Raw genomic sequence first — 16,049 nt, 5'->3', positions numbered from 1 at the left:
CTCGCTGCGCTCGGCGTCGCCACGAGGACCGACGACCACGATTCGCTCACACGACTCGCTCATGCCGCCACCTCGCTGCGGTCGGTGGTCAGCTCGGTGCGGAGTCGGCGGAGGGCGTTGCGGGCCTGGTCCCGGGTGTCGGTGTCGACGGGGCGGGTGGCGTACCGGGCCTCCCGGTAGACGTGGGCGAACCCGGCCAGCACGTCGGCGCTGACGATCACCGGTACCCCGGTGGACGAGTCGCCCCGCAGGAGGCGGGTGACCAGGTCGGTGGGGGTGTCGCCGGTCCGGCGGGGCACCCCGGCCGCCCCGGCGGCCTCCTCCAGGCGTACCCAACAGGCGATCACTGCGGTACGCGGGTCGGTGGCCGCGTCGTCCAGGTCGACGAGCCCGGCGTCGAGGGCGGCGACCACCTCACGGGTGGTCCCCTCGCTGCTGCGTCCGGCCCGGGGCTGCGGCAGGGCCCGGCGGGTACGGCGGACCGCCCCCCGGACCAGCACCCAGGCGACGATCCCGATCGCGACCAGCACCACCACGGCGAGGACGCCCAGCGCGGCGGTGGTGAGCCACCGGGGGATCTCCGGTCGGGTGGACTCGGCGGCGTCTCGGGGCTCCACCGGGATCTGCGACTCGGTGACGTGCTCCGGGTACTCCGGAACCAGGGGGATGGTGTCGGTGGCGGGCGGCACCCGGGAGGCACCGATCGTCGAGTTGCCGGCGGCCAGCGCCGCCACGGCGAGCAGGGCGACCACCAGCGCGACCGGCCACCACCTGCGCAGCACGTTGAGCTCCACCGGCCGTTACCTCCGGACCACCGGCACACAGGACCCGACGGGCGCAGACACTCCGTCCGTCATCGACTTTCCGCCCCCGCCGTCTCAGTCCACCCCGGCCATCTGCTTCGCCCGGGCGAACACGTCGTCCAGCATCCCAGGCGTCAACCGACCGGTGAACGTGTTCTGCTGACTGACGTGGTAGCAGCCGAGCACTTCCGGTGCGGTTGCGCCGGACCAGTGTGCCCCATGGCCGAACCTCGGTCGCGGGCTGGGCGGGCGGTGCCCGTACGTGTCCCGCAGGATCGGCCACCACGCCGCCCAGGCGAACGCGCCGAGCGCGACGACGACCCGCAGGGTGGGGCGGATCAGTTCGACCTCCCGGTGCAGCCAGGGGGCGCAGGTGTCGCGTTCGGCCGGGGTGGGCTTGTTGTCCGGGGGCGCGCACCTGACGGCGGCGAAGATCCGGGTGTCGGTCAGGGTGAGCCCGTCGTCGGCGGCGACACTCGTCGGCTGGTTGGCCAGACCGGCCCGGTGCAGGGCGGCGAAGAGCACGTCACCGGAGCGGTCCCCGGTGAAGATCCGACCGGTCCGGTTCCCGCCGTGTGCGGCGGGTGCCAGCCCGAGGATGCCGATCCGGGCGTCCGGGGCGCCGAATCCGGGAACCGGTCGACCCCAGTACTCCTGGTCCCTGAAGGCCGCCCGCCTGGTCCGGGCCACCTCCTCCCGCCAGGAGACCAGCCGGGGACAGGCGAAACAGTCGGAGATCTCCGCGTCGAGGTCGGCCAGGTCGGTCGCCCGCACGGCACTGCGGGCGACCTCGACCGGGGTACGCGGTTCAGCCAAGCCGGGCCCGGAACAGTTCGAGGGTGCGTGCCCAGGAGCTGGCGGCGGCCGGCTGGTCGAACACGTCGGGACGGTCGTCGTTGAAGAACGCGTGCCCGGTGCCCGGGTAGTCGTAGGTCTGGCAGGTGCCCCCGGCCGCCTCGACGGCCCGGCGGAGGCCGTCCACCCCGTCCGAGGTGGACCCGGTGTCGGTACCGGCGCGGTGCACGAGGGCGCTCTTGCCCGCGTACTCGATCCAGTCGGTGTTCGTCCCGTCGGCGGGCAGGGTCGGGTAGAAGCCCACGGCCGCCACGATCCGGTCGGACCGGGTGGCCGACCACAGCGCCAGGGTGCCACCGGCGCAGAATCCGACGCAGCCCACCTTCGCCGTCACCTCGGGGCGGGAGGCGAGGTGGTCGGCGACGGCGGCGATCCGCTGCGCGGCCTCGTCCAACTCCGGGCCGGTCATCAGGTACGTCCCGTCCGGCCCCTCGGTGAGGCTGCCCGGCCGCAGGTCCGGCGCGAAGGCGACGAAACCCGCCTCGGCGAACCGGTCCGCCACCGAGGTGATGTGACCGACGATCCCCCACCGCTCGGGGATGACGATGACGGCGGGGCTGGTCGTGCCGGTGGCTGGGACGGCCAGGTACCCCTGGCCCAGAACCTCGTGGTCGCGGTGGCTCGTCGTTACGCCCATCAGCTCGTCCTCCTCGCGGTCAGTCATCATTGGCTGGTCGCACAGTGGCGATGATTGGGCGTAGCCTCGCACGCCGTACCCGCCGCCGGAAGACGCTGGAACAGTGGCATTCACCTCCTGTTCGCTGCTGGGAACGACTTGCGCGGGCGCCGACTCCCCCCACGTCGGCACCCGCGCGTCGCCCCCGGTCGGCGCTGGTCAGGATGTTGGTTCGGGCGTCGGGACGACCGGCGGGGTGGACAGCGGCGGGACCGTGCCACGCGGCGTGGGCACCGACTCGGTCGGATCCGTCGCCGTCGGTTCGGCCGTCCGGGTGGACGTCGGGGTGGCCGGTTCGGACGACTCGGTGCCGGACGGGTCCGGTCCCGAGGTGGGCGATCCGCTGCTCTCCGACGTTCCCGGTGCGGCCCGGAACGGCTCCCGCTGCGGACAGTGCGGATACGTCGGCACCCGCTGCTCGTCTGCCGCGCGCGCCGGGTCCGTCCCGTACTCGCAGTACGGGTCACCCAACCGGATCGGGTTGCCGTCCTGGTCGAACAGGCGGGCGTCGGGCACCAGCCGTCCTTCGCTGTCGTAGACGAAGACGTCGCCGATGTAGGGCGTCTCCACCGAGATCGTCCCGTAGTCGCCGCCGCCCCAGTCCCGCCGCGAGCCGTCCAGGTCGGCGAAGGCGGCCAGCGCGAAGACCACGAGCACGGCGGTGCCGGCCCCCACCGCCCGTCGGGGCCACCGTCCCAACCCGGGGGTACGCCGACCCAGCCAGACCGAGGCGACCACACAGACCGCGAGCAGCAGCAGAGCGGCCAGGGTGCTCCCACCCAGCCTCGGCAGCAACCCGAACGAGCCACCGGTGGTGGCCACTGTGACCAGCATGGCGGCCAGGTATCCACGCAGGATCCACCAGGCCGGACGGAGCAGCCGCAGGTACTCGCTCGCCGAGGCGTACCCGAGGAGTGGGCCGAGACGGCGGTCGGCCCCGCGCAGCCGGGTACGGGCCCCGGCCCACGCGGCGGCGGCCCGCTGGTCCAGGTTCCGGCCGCCGGCCGGACCGGTCGCCCCGGCGGCGACCCGCAACTCGGCCGCGTACGCCTCGGGCTCGCCGAGCCTGTCGACGAGGGTCCCCCTCGGTCTCGGCGGCCACCTCGCGCAGATGCTCCGGAAGGTCCTCGGTCAACTCGTCGCGGGTCTGCGCCGGCAGGTCGGCCAGGGCACCCCGGACCCGGTCGACGTACGCCGTGATCTCCTGCTCCGTGACGGTCATGCCGCCATCCCCCGATCGTCGAGCAGCGTGTCCATGGTGGTGGCGAACGAGCGCCAGAGCTTGCCGGAGCGGGTCAACTGGTCACGGCCGGCGGCGTTGAGCGAGTAGTACTTCCGGTGCGGCCCGGACTCGCTCGGCACCACGTACGTGGTCAGCAGACCGGCGGCGAAGAGCCGCCGCAGGGTCCCGTAGACCGAGGCGTCGCCGACCTCGTCCAGGCCGGCCTCCCGGAGTCGGCGCAGGATGTCGTAACCGTAGCCGTCCTCCTCCCGGAGCACGGCCAGGACCGCGAGATCCAGCACGCCCTTGAGCAGCTGCGTGGTATCCACGCATCACACACTACTGTGCAATCCACAATACCGTCAACGAACCTCCCCACCACGCCCAGCCCAGCCCAGCCCAGCCCAGCCCAGCCCAGCCCAGCCCAGCCCAGCGATCGTTTGCAGTTAACCGACGCACTGCCCGGCGTGTCGCGCACCTTTACAGCCAACGATCATGAGAACCAACCGAAAACGAGGATCTTGGAAGATTTCGGCCCCGGCGGAGGGGCACTTACGCTCCAAGATCTCTTGTTGGGCGCGGCGGGTCAGCTCACCTCAGTCGGCCGAGGACTCCGCCACGAACACGCCCACCCCTTCGAGGGTTTCGGTGCGACCGGTGGCACGAAGGATCATCATGGCCTTGCCGACCACGGTGTCCGAGACTCCGTACTCCTTGCAGAGCTGGGCGCGACTCGGCAACTTCGTGCCGGGCGGCCACTCACCTGATTCGATCTTCTCCCGCAGTGCGTCCGCGAGAACCTGATATTGCTGCTTGGGCATGCACACTCCCCGGATGGCACACCCATTCGACCACGAGAACTCCTCCAACCTCAAGCAATCGTGGGTTCGGTATTGACCTACAACCGGTACCGATTGTAGGTTCGTCACGAACACTCCCGGGTGGCACTTGGAGTGCTCACCGTGGTCGGGGCGGGCGAACCCCGATGGTTCGCTCCGACCACTGGTACAGCTCTGTCGACGTACTGCCACGAGGGCTGCGGCGGCAGGGCGGGCGGTCCGGCCGTATCCCGGGCACGGCCGGACCACCCATCCGAGGCACCGGTCCAGCTCGACAAGAGGGTGAATCCGTGTTGCGTGACCTCCTGAGATCCCTGTCCGACCGGCGAAGGCGCGCGCAGCCCAGCCATCGTCGCCGAGAACACCCGCCGACCCCGTCGACCGCGCCCACCGCGCCCACCGCGCCCACCGCGCCGACGATCGTCAGGTCATCGGTCGACAGTCCGACGCCCACACCGACGCCCACACCGACTCTCACACCGATGGCCGGAACCGCCGGGGTCTACCGGTCCTGGGCGTACCGTCCGTTGCGGCCGTGGCAGGTGCGCAGCCGTACCTTCACCGTCAGGCGGCGTGGCCTGGACCCGGCCGAGGTCGCCGCCTTCCTCGACCGGGTGGCCGACGACCTGGCCGCCGCCCACGCGGCGCTGGCCGCCTCCCGGCAGGAGACCACGCAGATCCGGGACGCGTTACGGCAGTGGCAGTCCCGTCAGGCGTCCGGTGTGGCGAGGTCGGCGTGAGCCCCGCCGAGAGGTACGTCATCCATCTGCCGGTGGTGGCGGCGGACCTGGTCCGGGCCCGGATCCTGGCCCGGACCGCAGCCCGCTCCCTGGCCTTCCTCACCCAGGTCGACCCGGGGGAGACCACCGTCTCGGCGGAGGACGACCAGGGGGTACGACACCGGGTGTTCTGCGACCGTCTCCTCAAGAACGGGCGACGGTGCATCCTGCGAGCCGACCACGAGGTGCCTTGCGCCGCCCGCCCACCCCGTTAGTCGGGTGGGGGGAGGGTGCGGAGGGTGGCGCGGGAGAGCAGGTCGGCCTGGCGGGTGGCCTCCGGGATCCGGTGCCGGGGTGCCAGCGCCAGGGCCAGGTCGGTCGCCTGGGGCAGAGCGATGCGGTGCCCCACCGAGACGAACACCGGCTTCACCCCGGCCTGGGTACGCACCGCCCGGCCCACCGTCTCGTCCCCGTCGACCAACGGCGACCAGGATCCCCGGGCCGGGTCGGGCGGGTCGAAACGGGCGGTGAAGGGGGTCTTCGCCACCCCGAAACTGGGCAGCCCGGTGAGCACCCCCAGGTGACAGGCGAGCCCGAACCGCCTCGGGTGGGCGATCCCGTACCCGTCGCAGACCAGCACGTCCGGGCGGACAGTCAGCCTCTCCAGGGCGGCCAGCAGGAACGGCACCTCGCGGAACGCCAGCAGCCCCGGCACGTACGGGAAGGTCACCTCGCCGACGACGAACTCCGCCTGGCGGACCTGCACGGAGGCGACGTCGAGCAGGACGGCGGCGGCGACCACCCGGTCGCTGCCCACCTCGTACGACACGTCGAGACCGGCCACGGTGGCCGGCCGACCCGGAAGCGACGACCGCAGGTCGACCTCGCGCCGCAACTCCTCCTGCACCCGTTCGGCCTCGGCCACCGTCATCGTGCCGTCACCCGTCGGGAGGTGCCTCGACACGGCTAGGCGAGGCTCCAGGCGATGCCGTCGAGGATGTCGTGTTCGCTGGCGACCACCGACGACATCCCGGCCCGCTCCATGATCACCTGAAGGACCAGGGCACCGGCGCCGATCACGTCGGCCCGGCCCGGGTGCATCACCGGAATGGTCAGCCGCTGCTCGCTGGTCTTCGCCAGCAGATCGGTGGTGACCTGGGCGACCTGGTCGTACGAGACGCGGGCGTGGTGGATGCGCTCCGGGTCGTACCCAGGAAGGTCCTGGGCGATGGCGACCACTGTGGTGACCGAACCGGCGAGGCCGACCAGGGTGGCGGCGTCGCGGCCCGGGACGGCGGCCAGGGCCCGGTCCACGACGGCGGAGATGTCGGCGCGGGCGGCGGCGACCTGCTCGGCGGTGGGCGGGTCGCCGGCCAGGTGCCGCTCGGTCATCCGGACGCAGCCGATGTCCATCGACACCGCCGCCTCGACACCGCCGGTACGCGTCCCGACCACGAACTCCGTCGAGCCGCCCCCGATGTCCACCACCAGGTACGGTTCGGCCGCGTCGGCGGGAAGCCCCCGGACCGCCCCGGTGAAGGAGAGTCGGGCCTCCTCGTCGCCGGTGACCACCTCCGGAGCCACCCCGAGGGTACGGCGGACCATGTCGCGGAACTCGTCGGCGTTGGAGGCGTCCCGGGACGCCGAGGTGGCGCACATCCGGACCTGCTCCGCGCCCAGCTTCTCGATCTCGGTGGCGTACCCGGCCAGCGCCGCCCGGGTCCGCTCGATCGCCTCCGGGGCGAGCCGACCGGTCCGGTCCACGCCCTGACCGAGCCGGACGATCTCCATCCGGCGGCTCAGGTCGGTCAGCGGGGCCTGCGGACCGGCGGCGGGTTCGGGCAGGTCGGCCACGAGCAGCCGGATCGAGTTGGTCCCACAGTCGATGGCAGCCACACGCGTCGTCACGTCGGCAACCTTACGACAGACCACCCGCCCGGGACCGTCGACGGCGGGCGACCAGCCACGGCACCCAGGGCAGCAGCCCCACCACCAGCAGCCCGGCCAGCAACGGGAGCTGCCACCACCCCGGTACGTCCGGCGGGGGCGGGGCGGTCGGTGGGGACGCCACCCAGGGTCGGGCCGTCTTCGACCAGGCGAGGAAGGCGTCCCCGACCGGCATCACGCCGAAGGCGTACCGCTTCGTCGACCTGGCGTCCAGGAGTTCGGTCGACGGGGTGTGCAGGGGCAGACCGGCGAACTCCCCGAACCGGGCCAGCGCGGCGGCGAGGCGGTCGTCGCCGTGCACCTGCGCCGCGCCGAGGGTCACCACTGTCGCCGACAGGCTCACCCCGAGCAGCAGCGGGCCGGAGTCCACGTCCCCGACCCCGGAGGTCCCCTCCGGATACTCCCGGACGGCGGGACCCAACCGCAGCGGCGTGGTCACGAAACGGTCCCGGAACCGCAGGTACTGCTCGCGGGCGAAGTCCCCGTCGACCTCCGGCAGGAACCTGTGGATCATGCTCTGGGACGTGCCCCGGGCCACCTCCACCGGCATCCCGGTGTCCGGGTCGACCCGGTGCGGCATCAGCCCGGTGCGCGGGTCCAGCCGCTGTCGCACCCCGTCCAGCCACCTGTCGACGGTCCCCGCGTACCGGGGCGGGAGCAGGGTGTCGTGCAGCCGCAGGGCGGCCACCGCCACCGTCGAGTCCACCGGCCACGCCTGCCCCGAGTACGCGGGCAGATACGGCGTACCGGCGGCGTCGAAGGCGGCACCCAGGGCGGCCGAGTCCTCGGCGAACCGGCGTACCTGCACCGGGTCCCGCCGCTCGGGAGCCTCCAACGCGAGGACACCACCCCGTAGCCAGGTCGTCCACCCGACGTAGAACACCCCGTACGCGGGGGTCAGGTCGGGGTTGAACGGCGCCCGGCCGACCGGGGAGTCCAGCTGCTCCAGCGCCCACCCCGCCTCGCGTACCGCCTCGATCCGCTGTGGCTCCCCCGTCCCGAACCGGGCCGCGTACTCCACCCGGGCCAGTCCGTAGAGGACGTGGGCGAAGAAGTGCCCCTCGGGGAAGAGCCGCTGCGCCCGCTCACCGGCCCCGGCGTCCAGGGCACCCCGCAGGAAGGTGAGCTGACCGTCCACTCCGGGTGGTGTCCCCTGCACCCCGGAGGTGGCCGGTGCCACCAGTCGGACCCCGCCGATCAGAGCCAGGACGCTGACGAGCAGCGCGCAGGACACCCCGAGTCGACCCGTCTTCGTCACGCCGCCAGCATGCCGCCCCACGTCAACCCGAAGCCCTCCCAACCGCGAGCCCACCCGGGACGAACCCGGCACGAGGGGTGCGGCGGCTAGAGGCGCAGGAGCATCCGGGTGTTGCCGAGGGTGTTCGGCTTGACCCGTTCCAGGCCGAGGAACTCGGCGACGCCCTCGTCGTACGAGCGCAGGAGCTGTTCGTAGACGATCTGCGGGACCGGGGCGCCGTCGATCGGCTCGAACCCGAACGAGCCGAAGAAGTCGGTCTCGAAGGTGAGGACGAAGATCCGGGCGACGCCCAGCTCCCGGGCTGCGGCGATCAGCTCGCCGACGATCCGGTGACCGAGGCGCTGTCCCCGGCAGGACGGGTCGACGGCGACGGTCCGGATCTCGGCGAGGTCCTCCCACATCACGTGCAGCGCCCCGCAGCCGACCACCTCCCCGTCGGTGGGGCGTACCGCGACCCGGAACTCCTGCACGTCCTCGTACAGGGTGACAGTGGCCTTGCTCAGCAGCCGCCGGTCGTTCGTGTACGTGTCGACGAGTCGACGGATCCCCCGCACGTCCCGGGTGCGGGCCCGGCGGACGACGACGGCCGGTGCCTCGGCGGCACCGGCCGGTTCCCCGTTCACGCCCCGGTCTCCCGGTCGGCGTTCGGGGGCGACTCGGTCTCCGGGAGTTCGACGCAGGGTCCGGCGGCCCACCAGGGCTCCACCAGGGCGAGGGTCTCGTCGCCGAACGGGTTCACCCCCGGTCCGGCGGCCAGGGCGTGTCCGAGGTGCACGTGCAGGCACTTCACCCGACCGGGCATCCCCCCGGCGGAGACCCCGGCGATCTCCGGCACCTGCCCGATCGCCTCCCGCCGGGCCAGGTAGTCCTCGTGGGCGGCCTGGTAGCGGGCGGCCAGGTCGGGGTCGACGGCGAGCCGCTCGGCCATCTCCTTCATCACCCCGGCCGACTCCAGTCGGCTGCACACGGCGGTGGCCCGGGGGCAGGTCAAATAGAACAGCGTCGGGAAGGGGGTGCCGTCGGCCAGCCGGGGGGTCGTCTCGACCACGTCGGGTCGACCGCACGGGCAGCGGTGGGCCACCGCCCGGGTGCCCCGGGGCGTGCGTCCGAGCTGCGCGGCCACCGCTGCCAGGTCGGCCTCGGTGGCAGGTTCCCGCGTCGGTGCGGGTACGGAGTCCGCCGCCGGTTCCTGCGGTGGTACGACAGTCACGGTGCCCATCTCTCGTCGGTGTCGTGGGGTGTCCCGCCAGGTGCGGGGCCGGTTCGCGGACCGGCGACGGTCAGGGGCCGGGTTGTTCGTCGGCGGCCCGGATGCTCGACCACAGGGTGTCGTACCACGGGTCGGGGCGTTCGGGTTGCCCGGCCGACCTCGGCACACCGGCGTCCCGGGCGGCGCCGGTGGGGTCGTTGAGCACGATCACCGGCACCTCCCCGGGGTAGACCATGTAGAACCGGCGTCGGGCCTCGCTCTCGATGAAGGCGGGATCCTGCCACTTGGCCACCTCCACCTCCCGTCGCTCGATCAGCTCGCGCTGGGCGGCCTGGGCGGCCTCGATCCGCTCGATGTCGGCCCGCTGGTCGAGGTAGACCCGCACCGGATAGGTGTAGGCCAGGGCGAGGGCGATCAGCACCGCGAAGAGCACCGTGGCCCGCCCGGTGATCCGCCGGGGGCGGGGTGCGGACAGCCGTTTGACGGCACCACCGGGCACCGCACGTCGGGCGGCGGCGGGCCGGTTCGCGGACCGTACCCCCTCGGCGGCTCGGACCGCGCCCGTGGCGCGGCCGCGTGACTCCGCGCGGGAGCCCCGGGCCCCACCCGGCCGGCCGGTCGGCCGGCGGGCGGGGCGCGAACCACCCGGTGTGCGCCGCTGCTGCATCACACCCCTCCCCGGAGGGCTCGTCGGGTCAGGCGGAACGGTAGCGCGGGAAGGCGCCGACCCCGGCGTACCGGGCGGCGTCGCCCAGCTCCTCCTCGATGCGCAGGAGCTGGTTGTACTTGGCGACCCGGTCGGAGCGGGCCGGGGCACCGGTCTTGATCTGGCCGCAGCCGGTGGCCACCGCCAGGTCGGCGATGGTGGTGTCCTCGGTCTCGCCGGAACGGTGGCTCATCATGCAGGTGAAGCCGGCCCGGTGGGCCAGGTCCACCGCGTCGAGGGTCTCCGTCAGGGAGCCGATCTGGTTGACCTTCACCAGGACGGAGTTGGCGGCCTTCTCGGCGATGCCCCGGGCGATCCGCTGCGGGTTGGTGACGAACAGGTCGTCGCCGACGATCTGGATCCGGGCGCCGACCGAGGCGGTGAGGGTCTGCCAGCCGCTCCAGTCGTCCTCCGACAGCGGGTCCTCGATCGACACGATCGGGTAGTCGTCGGCGAGCTTGGTGTAGTAGGCGCTCATCTCCTCGGCGGACTTCGCCGTGCCCTCGAAGGTGTACGTGCCGTTGTCGAAGAACTCGGTGGCGGCCACGTCCAGGGCGAAGACGATGTCGGTGCCGACCCGGTAGCCGGCCTTCTCCACCGCCTCGGCGATCAGGTCCAGGGCGGCGGCGTTGGTCGGCAGGTTCGGGGCGAAGCCGCCCTCGTCGCCGAGGCCGGTCGAGAGGCCCTTCTGCTTGAGCACGGACTTCAGGGCGTGGTAGACCTCGGCCCCGGAGCGCAGCGCGTCCCGGAAGGTCGGCGCCCCGATCGGAGCGATCATGAACTCCTGGACGTCGACGTTGGAGTCGGCGTGCGCCCCACCGTTGAGGATGTTCATCATCGGCACCGGCAGCAGGTGGGCGTTGGGGCCGCCCAGGTACCGGTAGAGGCTGAGGTCCGCACTGCCGGCCGCCGCCTTGGCGACCGCGAGGGAGACGCCGAGGATGGCGTTGGCGCCCAGCTCGGCCTTGTTGTCGGTGCCGTCGATGTCGAGCATCTTCTGGTCGATGAGCCGCTGCTCGCTGGCCTCGTACCCGATGAGCTGGTCGACGATCTTGTCTTCGATGTTCTGGACCGCGTTCTCGACACCCTTGCCCAGGTAGCGGCCTTTGTCACCGTCGCGCAGCTCGATCGCCTCGAAGGCGCCGGTGGAGGCGCCGGACGGCACCGCGGCGCGGGAGATCGTGCCGTCGTCCAGGCCGACCTCGACCTCGACCGTCGGGTTGCCCCGCGAGTCGAGAATCTCCCGGGCGACGATTCCTTCGATGGTTGCCACTGTGTCGCTCCTCGTTTGTGTGGTTCCGGTCCGACATGGGCCGCGACGGTGCGGCTGAGGCAGGTGTTGAACGCAGCGTATCGGGCGACGCCCGACGGCACGGCGTCACCCGGCTGACGCCGACGAGGACGGACATTCCCGAATTCTCATGGCCCAACCGGGCAACGAGTTTGCGCCCGGCCGACCTGATCGACAAGGCTGGCGCCATGCCCGCCGTCACGACCACTCTCCGTGCGCTCGTCTTCTCGGCCGTCGCGTCGCTCGCCCTCACCGGGTGCCAGACCCTCGACGACGCCGGTCGCGCCCTCGGCCACGCCGAACTCGTCAACGAGGTCGCCGCCCGGATGGACGAGGCGATGGAGTTGACCTACACGGCCGACTACCAGCTCGTCGGCGGCCAGACCGCCTCCATCGCGCAGGAGCAGAAGCCCAGCCGTACGTCGTACACGTACCCGGGCGGAAAGCTCACCGTGACGAAGGAGGCGACCACCGAGTGTCAGACCACCGATCAGCCGGTCTGCACCCTGGCCGCCCCACCGGCCACCGGTAAGCCGACGGTGGCGGTCTTCACCGAGGCCAAGCGGCGCGGTCTGGTCACCCCGCCGGTGGTGATGGGAATGCTCACCACCGCCGCCCTGGACCCGGCCGCGACGATCAGGCAGAGCGACACCACCCTCGCCGGTTTCCACGCCACCTGCGTGGAGGTCTCCCAGGTCGCCGACCCGTTCAGCGCCTGCGTCACCAACGAGGGGGTGCTCGGCAGCTTCACCGGCACGGTGGAGGGCAAGTCCGTCGAGCTGGCCCTGACCCGGTACACGACGAGCGTCGAACCCGCCGCCTTCGAGGTCCCGGCCGGTGCCGGCGTGGTCGACCGCCGCCCCACCGAGGCCTGACCGACGCCGGGGACGCCCCGGACCGCCGGGCGGCACTCCCGTCCGGCCCGGTTCGGTTCGTCCCCCGGCCCGGTTCGTCCCGGCCCCCGGTCAGCCCGCCGCCAGGAGGGTACGGAGGTGGCGCGGGGGCGGGCAGTCGTGGGCGAGCATCTCGTCGTGCCACTGCCGCAGGGACACCCCGTCGGGGCGGGCCGCGCCGATCCCGGCCATCTCGGTGTAGCCGACGAAGTAGGTGGAGAGCTGGGTCGAGGTGAGCAGCGCCCGACGCCACTTGCCGACGGCCTCCCCCTCCTCCTGGAAACCGCGCCCGGTCAGCAGGGCCAGCGCCTCCGACTCGGGTAGCTCCTCGCAGTGCACCAGCTGGTCGAGCAGGGCGTTGAGGGTCATCCGGAGCTGCATCTTGAGCTGCTGGAGCCGGACCGGGAGGCCACCGAAGCCGCGCCGGACCATCAACTCCTCGGCGTACACCGCCCAGCCCTCGACGAAGACCCCGGACCGGGTGAGTGCCCGCACCGCCGTCGGACCGGCGTACCGGCGGGCGTGGGCGAGTTGGAGGAAGTGACCGGGCATCGCCTCGTGCACAGTCAGACCGCGGATCATGTGGTCGTTGTACTCGCGGTAGAAGGACTCCACCCGGCTCGCCGGCCACCCGGCCGGGGTGGGTGAGATGCAGTAGAAGGTGGGCAGGTTCGCCGTCTCCAGGGGGCCCGGCGCATCGCAGTAGGCGACCGCCACACCCCTGGCGAACTCGGGCATCTCCTCGATGACGCAGGGGTCGTCGACCAGGCTGACCAGGTCGTGGTCCCGGACGAAGTCGGTCGCCTCGTCCAGGGTGGTGGCGGCCAGGTCGACGATGGTGTGGTCGTCGGGGTGCTCGGCGGCGAGCAGGTCCAGCGCCCGGCGTACCGTCTCGTCGTCGGCCGGACCGCCGACCAGCTCGACCGCCGCCTCCCGGATCTCCTCGGTGATCCGGTCGAGTCGGTCCCAGGCCCGGCGCTGGATCTCGGCGGCGCTCAGCTCGGTGTCGAGGGTGTGCCACAGACGGGCCTCGAACCGTCGCCGCCCCAGCCGGGGGTCGCGGCCGGGGCCGTCGTCGGTGGCCAGGTCGACGCGGAGTCCGGCGACGAACTCCTCGATCGCGGCGATCGCGGCCGTCGCGGCGGGTTCGACCCGGTCGTGCAGCCCGGGGGCCTGGGCGAGGAGCGCGGGGACCTCATCGCGGATCAGGGCCGCCGTGCCGGTGAACTGCCCGACCGCCGTCTCGCCGTGGACGCGCGGCACGTCACGCAGCGTCGCGCGGGCGGTCGCCAACGCATCCGGTACGGCGGCCAACCGTCCGGCCAGGTCGGTGAGCCGGACCTCCGCCGGGGCGTACGGGCGGGCCAGGAGGGCGTGCAGGAGCGGGCCGGGGTTGTGCCGCAGCGGGTCCCACTCGTGGCTGCGGATCTCGGTGGACTCGAACAGTGCCCGGTCCACGAACGAGCTGAGCAGCTCGTGGTCGACCCGCTCGTCGAGGTCGAGGGCGTCGGTGTCCACCTCGGCCAGCGCGTCGGCCGCGTCGGTCAGCATCGCCACGTCCGCCGCGACGGCCTCGGTGCCCAGGTCGGGGAGGCGGTCGTCGGACCGGTGGTCCCCGAGGGCGGTGGCGAGGCCGGGACGGCTGGTCAGCAGGGCGTCGACGATCCGCCCGGCGAGCGGCACAAACTCTTCCACCCAGCGGACCCTACCCCCACCCCCACCCGCCTGAGGGGTAAGGAAGGGCCCCCTGTTAACGCCTACGGTAGAGAAGGGCACCCTTCTCACTCCACCCCGTCAACAAGGGGCCCTTGTTTGCTCGGGGTGGGTCAGGGATGGGTGGGGCGGGTGAGCTGTTCGGCGGCGCGCAGGGCCTCGGCGTACGCCAGGGTGGTGTGCCGGAGGGCGGCCTCGGGGTCGAGCCCGGCCTCGTGGGCGGCGGTGACGGTGGCGAGCAGCTCCGCGCCGAGACGGGCCACCGGGTCGGTGGACGTGTCGGCCGCCGGTGGTGGCACCGTCAACCCGATCCGCCCGGCCCGGTCCAGGATCTTGGACGCCAGGGCGAGGGCGGGCTGACCCAACGCGACCCCGTCCAGCACCGAGTCCCGCGCCTTCTCGGCCTGCTTGATCCGCTCCCAGCTCGCCTCGATCTCGGCCAGGCTGCCGGCCTCGGCCCCGGAGAAGACGTGCGGGTTCCGGCGGATCATCTTGTCCACGAGCGTCCCGGCCACGTCGTCGACGTTCCACCGGGACCCCTCGGGCAGCTCCTCGGCGAGCCGGGCGTGCAGCAGGACCTGGAGCAGGACGTCACCCAGCTCCTCGCGGAGGGCGTCGGTGTCGTCGGCGCCGATCGCGTCGTACGCCTCGTAGCACTCCTCCAGCAGGAACCGGGCGAGGCTGCGGTGGGTCTGCGCCCGCTTCCACGGATCCCCACCCGGGGAGGCGAGCCGGTCCATCACCTCGACCGCGTCGAGCAGCCGGGCACCGGGCGGGTCCCAGGAGCCGTACATCAGCTCCATCTCGGCCAGCCCCGGCTCCCGGGCCAGCCGCAGCCCCAGCTCCCGGGCCAGGGACTCGTCGCCCGCCGGTCCGGCCAACCAGACCACGGTGTCGTGGGCGGCCACCGCGTCGAGCAGCGCCGGGGTGGCTCCCGAGTCGACCACCCGCACCTGGGCACCGGCCGCCCGGACGGCCCGGGTCAGGTCGCTCTCCGCCCCTGCCAACACCGGGTGGGCGCGTACGACGTCCCAGGCGGCGGCGGTCAGCAGACCGGCCGGGAGGCGGGGCGAGGTGACGAGCAGGACGATCCGTCGGGTCATGCGCTGTGGTGCTCCACTGCTCAGGGGGCGACCGGGGCGGAATCCCCGGCGGCCGGGCGCGGGCTGGAGATGTCGGTGACCGGGCCGGCGGCGTCGATGTAGGGCAACGAGTAGAACACCAGGGACTGCCCGGTGCTGACCACCGACGGGACACCCACCGGACGGAACCGGGGGTTGACGGTGGTGCCGACCTTGTCGGCCTCCTCGGTCAGGGCGGTGCTGAGCGCGGAGGCCTGCCGGACGAAGGTGCCCTCGCCGAACGCCTGGCGCACCTCGGCGACGCCGAGACCGGTCGGGATCGCCCCGGTCTTGGCGATGGCGCGGTACACCGCCATCACCGAGTCGTCGCTGAGCTGCGCGGGGGGCAGCTGGGCACCCAACGAGGTGGAGAGGTTGAGCCACCGGGTCCAGAGCTTGGCGTACTCGGCGGTCGGGGGGATCCGGAGCTGACCGGCGAGCTGCTCGGGGCTGACGTCGTCGGTGACCTGCACCCCCTGCGCCTGGGCCACCCGGTTGCCCAGCTCGATGCTGACCAGCAGGTCGACGACGTCCTGGCGGGTGACGTCGGCGCGCAGCTGCTCGGGGGTCGGGGTCTGCCCGGCCTGCTGCGCCTCCTGACGGACCGCCTCGGTGAAGCGGGACTGGGCGTCGTCGTAGATGTCGTCCACCCGGTCGAGGGAGTACCTCGTGTCACCGACGTACGCGGCCACGTCCGGCGAGGCGTTGCCGCAACCGGCGACGGACAGGACACCGATGGCTGCGACGCTGGCAGCGGCGATGAGACGACGAACACGCATGCGGGTCACTCTCTCAC

General features: G+C 72.7%; 19 protein-coding genes. 3 read left to right on the top strand and 16 right to left on the bottom strand.

What is annotated here, in order from left to right:
- Positions 1–59 precede the first annotated feature (59 nt).
- From WHN02_RS09050 to WHN02_RS09025, 6 genes are all read right to left on the bottom strand, one after another.
- Positions 60–794, bottom strand: a complete 735-nt coding sequence (locus WHN02_RS09050) for a DUF4129 domain-containing protein (protein WP_434742920.1) — start codon at positions 792–794, stop codon at positions 60–62.
- Between the two features lie 84 nt (positions 795–878).
- Positions 879–1,619: a uracil-DNA glycosylase gene (locus WHN02_RS09045; RefSeq protein ID WP_434742919.1), complete on the bottom strand. Its 741-nt coding sequence runs from the start codon at positions 1,617–1,619 to the stop codon at positions 879–881.
- A complete protein-coding gene (locus WHN02_RS09040) occupies positions 1,612–2,295 on the bottom strand; it encodes a dienelactone hydrolase family protein (RefSeq protein WP_434742918.1) in 684 nt (227 codons plus the stop codon). Before WHN02_RS09040 ends, WHN02_RS09045 begins: the two co-directional genes overlap by 8 nt.
- A gap of 198 nt (positions 2,296–2,493) precedes the next feature.
- On the bottom strand, positions 2,494–3,369 hold the full coding sequence (locus tag WHN02_RS09035) for a hypothetical protein (protein WP_434742917.1): 876 nt from the start codon (positions 3,367–3,369) through the stop codon (positions 2,494–2,496).
- 183 nt (positions 3,370–3,552) lie between these two features.
- Positions 3,553–3,885 (bottom strand): PadR family transcriptional regulator, encoded by a 333-nt coding sequence (locus tag WHN02_RS09030; RefSeq protein ID WP_036374274.1) that lies wholly within the window; start codon positions 3,883–3,885, stop codon positions 3,553–3,555.
- A gap of 267 nt (positions 3,886–4,152) precedes the next feature.
- Positions 4,153–4,377, bottom strand: a complete 225-nt coding sequence (locus tag WHN02_RS09025) for a winged helix-turn-helix domain-containing protein (protein WP_434742916.1) — start codon at positions 4,375–4,377, stop codon at positions 4,153–4,155.
- A 500-nt stretch (positions 4,378–4,877) separates the two neighbouring features.
- On the opposite strand from WHN02_RS09025, the gene WHN02_RS09020 reads away from it, so the two are divergent.
- Positions 4,878–5,135 (top strand): DivIVA domain-containing protein, encoded by a 258-nt coding sequence (locus WHN02_RS09020; RefSeq protein WP_434742915.1) that lies wholly within the window; start codon positions 4,878–4,880, stop codon positions 5,133–5,135.
- Positions 5,132–5,389, top strand: a complete 258-nt coding sequence (locus WHN02_RS09015) for a hypothetical protein (RefSeq protein ID WP_434742914.1) — start codon at positions 5,132–5,134, stop codon at positions 5,387–5,389. Before WHN02_RS09020 ends, WHN02_RS09015 begins: the two co-directional genes overlap by 4 nt.
- Here WHN02_RS09015 and WHN02_RS09010 read toward each other — a convergent pair.
- The 7 genes from WHN02_RS09010 to eno all read right to left on the bottom strand — a co-directional run bounded on the left by WHN02_RS09010 (position 5,386) and on the right by eno (position 11,508).
- Positions 5,386–6,045: an endonuclease V gene (locus WHN02_RS09010; RefSeq protein ID WP_434742913.1), complete on the bottom strand. Its 660-nt coding sequence runs from the start codon at positions 6,043–6,045 to the stop codon at positions 5,386–5,388. The two genes, WHN02_RS09015 and WHN02_RS09010, sit on opposite strands and share 4 nt — an antisense overlap.
- Positions 6,046–6,080: 35 nt before the next feature.
- Positions 6,081–7,010, bottom strand: coding sequence for a Ppx/GppA phosphatase family protein (locus tag WHN02_RS09005; protein ID WP_434743883.1), 930 nt, complete (start codon positions 7,008–7,010; stop codon positions 6,081–6,083).
- Between the two features lie 22 nt (positions 7,011–7,032).
- A complete protein-coding gene (locus tag WHN02_RS09000; protein ID WP_434742912.1) occupies positions 7,033–8,319 on the bottom strand; it encodes a hypothetical protein in 1,287 nt (428 codons plus the stop codon).
- Between the two features lie 86 nt (positions 8,320–8,405).
- A complete protein-coding gene (locus WHN02_RS08995; RefSeq protein ID WP_350896268.1) occupies positions 8,406–8,942 on the bottom strand; it encodes an amino-acid N-acetyltransferase in 537 nt (178 codons plus the stop codon).
- Positions 8,939–9,529, bottom strand: a complete 591-nt coding sequence (locus tag WHN02_RS08990; protein WP_434742911.1) for a DUF501 domain-containing protein — start codon at positions 9,527–9,529, stop codon at positions 8,939–8,941. The genes WHN02_RS08995 and WHN02_RS08990 overlap by 4 nt, the downstream gene beginning before the upstream one ends.
- Before the next feature lie 70 nt (positions 9,530–9,599).
- Positions 9,600–10,196 carry an FtsB family cell division protein gene (locus WHN02_RS08985; protein ID WP_434742910.1) on the bottom strand — a complete coding sequence of 199 codons (597 nt, stop codon included), beginning with the start codon at positions 10,194–10,196 and terminating at the stop codon, positions 9,600–9,602.
- Positions 10,197–10,224: 28 nt separating this feature from the next.
- Positions 10,225–11,508 (bottom strand): phosphopyruvate hydratase, encoded by a 1,284-nt coding sequence (eno, locus tag WHN02_RS08980; protein WP_350898808.1) that lies wholly within the window; start codon positions 11,506–11,508, stop codon positions 10,225–10,227.
- A 206-nt stretch (positions 11,509–11,714) separates the two neighbouring features.
- Here eno and WHN02_RS08975 point away from each other — a divergent pair, with 206 nt between their 5' ends.
- Complete coding sequence (locus tag WHN02_RS08975; protein WP_434742909.1) at positions 11,715–12,401, top strand: hypothetical protein; 687 nt, start codon at positions 11,715–11,717, stop codon at positions 12,399–12,401.
- A gap of 90 nt (positions 12,402–12,491) precedes the next feature.
- On the opposite strand, the gene WHN02_RS08970 is transcribed toward WHN02_RS08975, so the two are convergent.
- The 3 genes from WHN02_RS08970 to WHN02_RS08960 form a co-directional block, all read right to left on the bottom strand.
- A complete protein-coding gene (locus WHN02_RS08970; protein WP_434742908.1) occupies positions 12,492–14,114 on the bottom strand; it encodes a DUF885 domain-containing protein in 1,623 nt (540 codons plus the stop codon).
- Positions 14,115–14,245: 131 nt separating this feature from the next.
- Positions 14,246–15,235 carry a nucleoside triphosphate pyrophosphohydrolase gene (locus WHN02_RS08965; RefSeq protein ID WP_434742907.1) on the bottom strand — a complete coding sequence of 330 codons (990 nt, stop codon included), beginning with the start codon at positions 15,233–15,235 and terminating at the stop codon, positions 14,246–14,248.
- Positions 15,236–15,255: 20 nt separating this feature from the next.
- The gene (locus WHN02_RS08960) at positions 15,256–16,032 is read right to left on the bottom strand and encodes a hypothetical protein (RefSeq protein ID WP_434742906.1); all 777 of its coding nucleotides are present in this window, start codon (positions 16,030–16,032) and stop codon (positions 15,256–15,258) included.
- Between the last annotated feature and the right edge of the window lie 17 nt (positions 16,033–16,049).

Source organism: Micromonospora sp. SH-82 (assembly GCF_051132485.1).
Lineage (GTDB): Bacteria > Actinomycetota > Actinomycetes > Mycobacteriales > Micromonosporaceae > Micromonospora.
This window is presented reverse-complemented; position numbering and strand designations above follow the sequence as displayed.

Excerpts from the sequence above, each read along its gene's own strand:
- WHN02_RS09010 (WP_434742913.1), bottom strand. The coding sequence starts at position 6,045 with ATGACGGTGGCCGAGGCCGAACGGGTGCAGGAGGAGTTGCGGCGCGAG.
- WHN02_RS09020 (WP_434742915.1), top strand. The coding sequence starts at position 4,878 with ATGGCCGGAACCGCCGGGGTCTACCGGTCCTGGGCGTACCGTCCGTTG.
- WHN02_RS09025 (WP_434742916.1), bottom strand. The coding sequence starts at position 4,377 with ATGCCCAAGCAGCAATATCAGGTTCTCGCGGACGCACTGCGGGAGAAG.
- WHN02_RS08985 (WP_434742910.1), bottom strand. The coding sequence starts at position 10,196 with ATGCAGCAGCGGCGCACACCGGGTGGTTCGCGCCCCGCCCGCCGGCCG.
- WHN02_RS08975 (WP_434742909.1), top strand. The coding sequence starts at position 11,715 with ATGCCCGCCGTCACGACCACTCTCCGTGCGCTCGTCTTCTCGGCCGTC.
- WHN02_RS09040 (WP_434742918.1), bottom strand. The coding sequence starts at position 2,295 with ATGGGCGTAACGACGAGCCACCGCGACCACGAGGTTCTGGGCCAGGGG.
- WHN02_RS08965 (WP_434742907.1), bottom strand. The coding sequence starts at position 15,235 with ATGACCCGACGGATCGTCCTGCTCGTCACCTCGCCCCGCCTCCCGGCC.
- WHN02_RS08960 (WP_434742906.1), bottom strand. The coding sequence starts at position 16,032 with ATGCGTGTTCGTCGTCTCATCGCCGCTGCCAGCGTCGCAGCCATCGGT.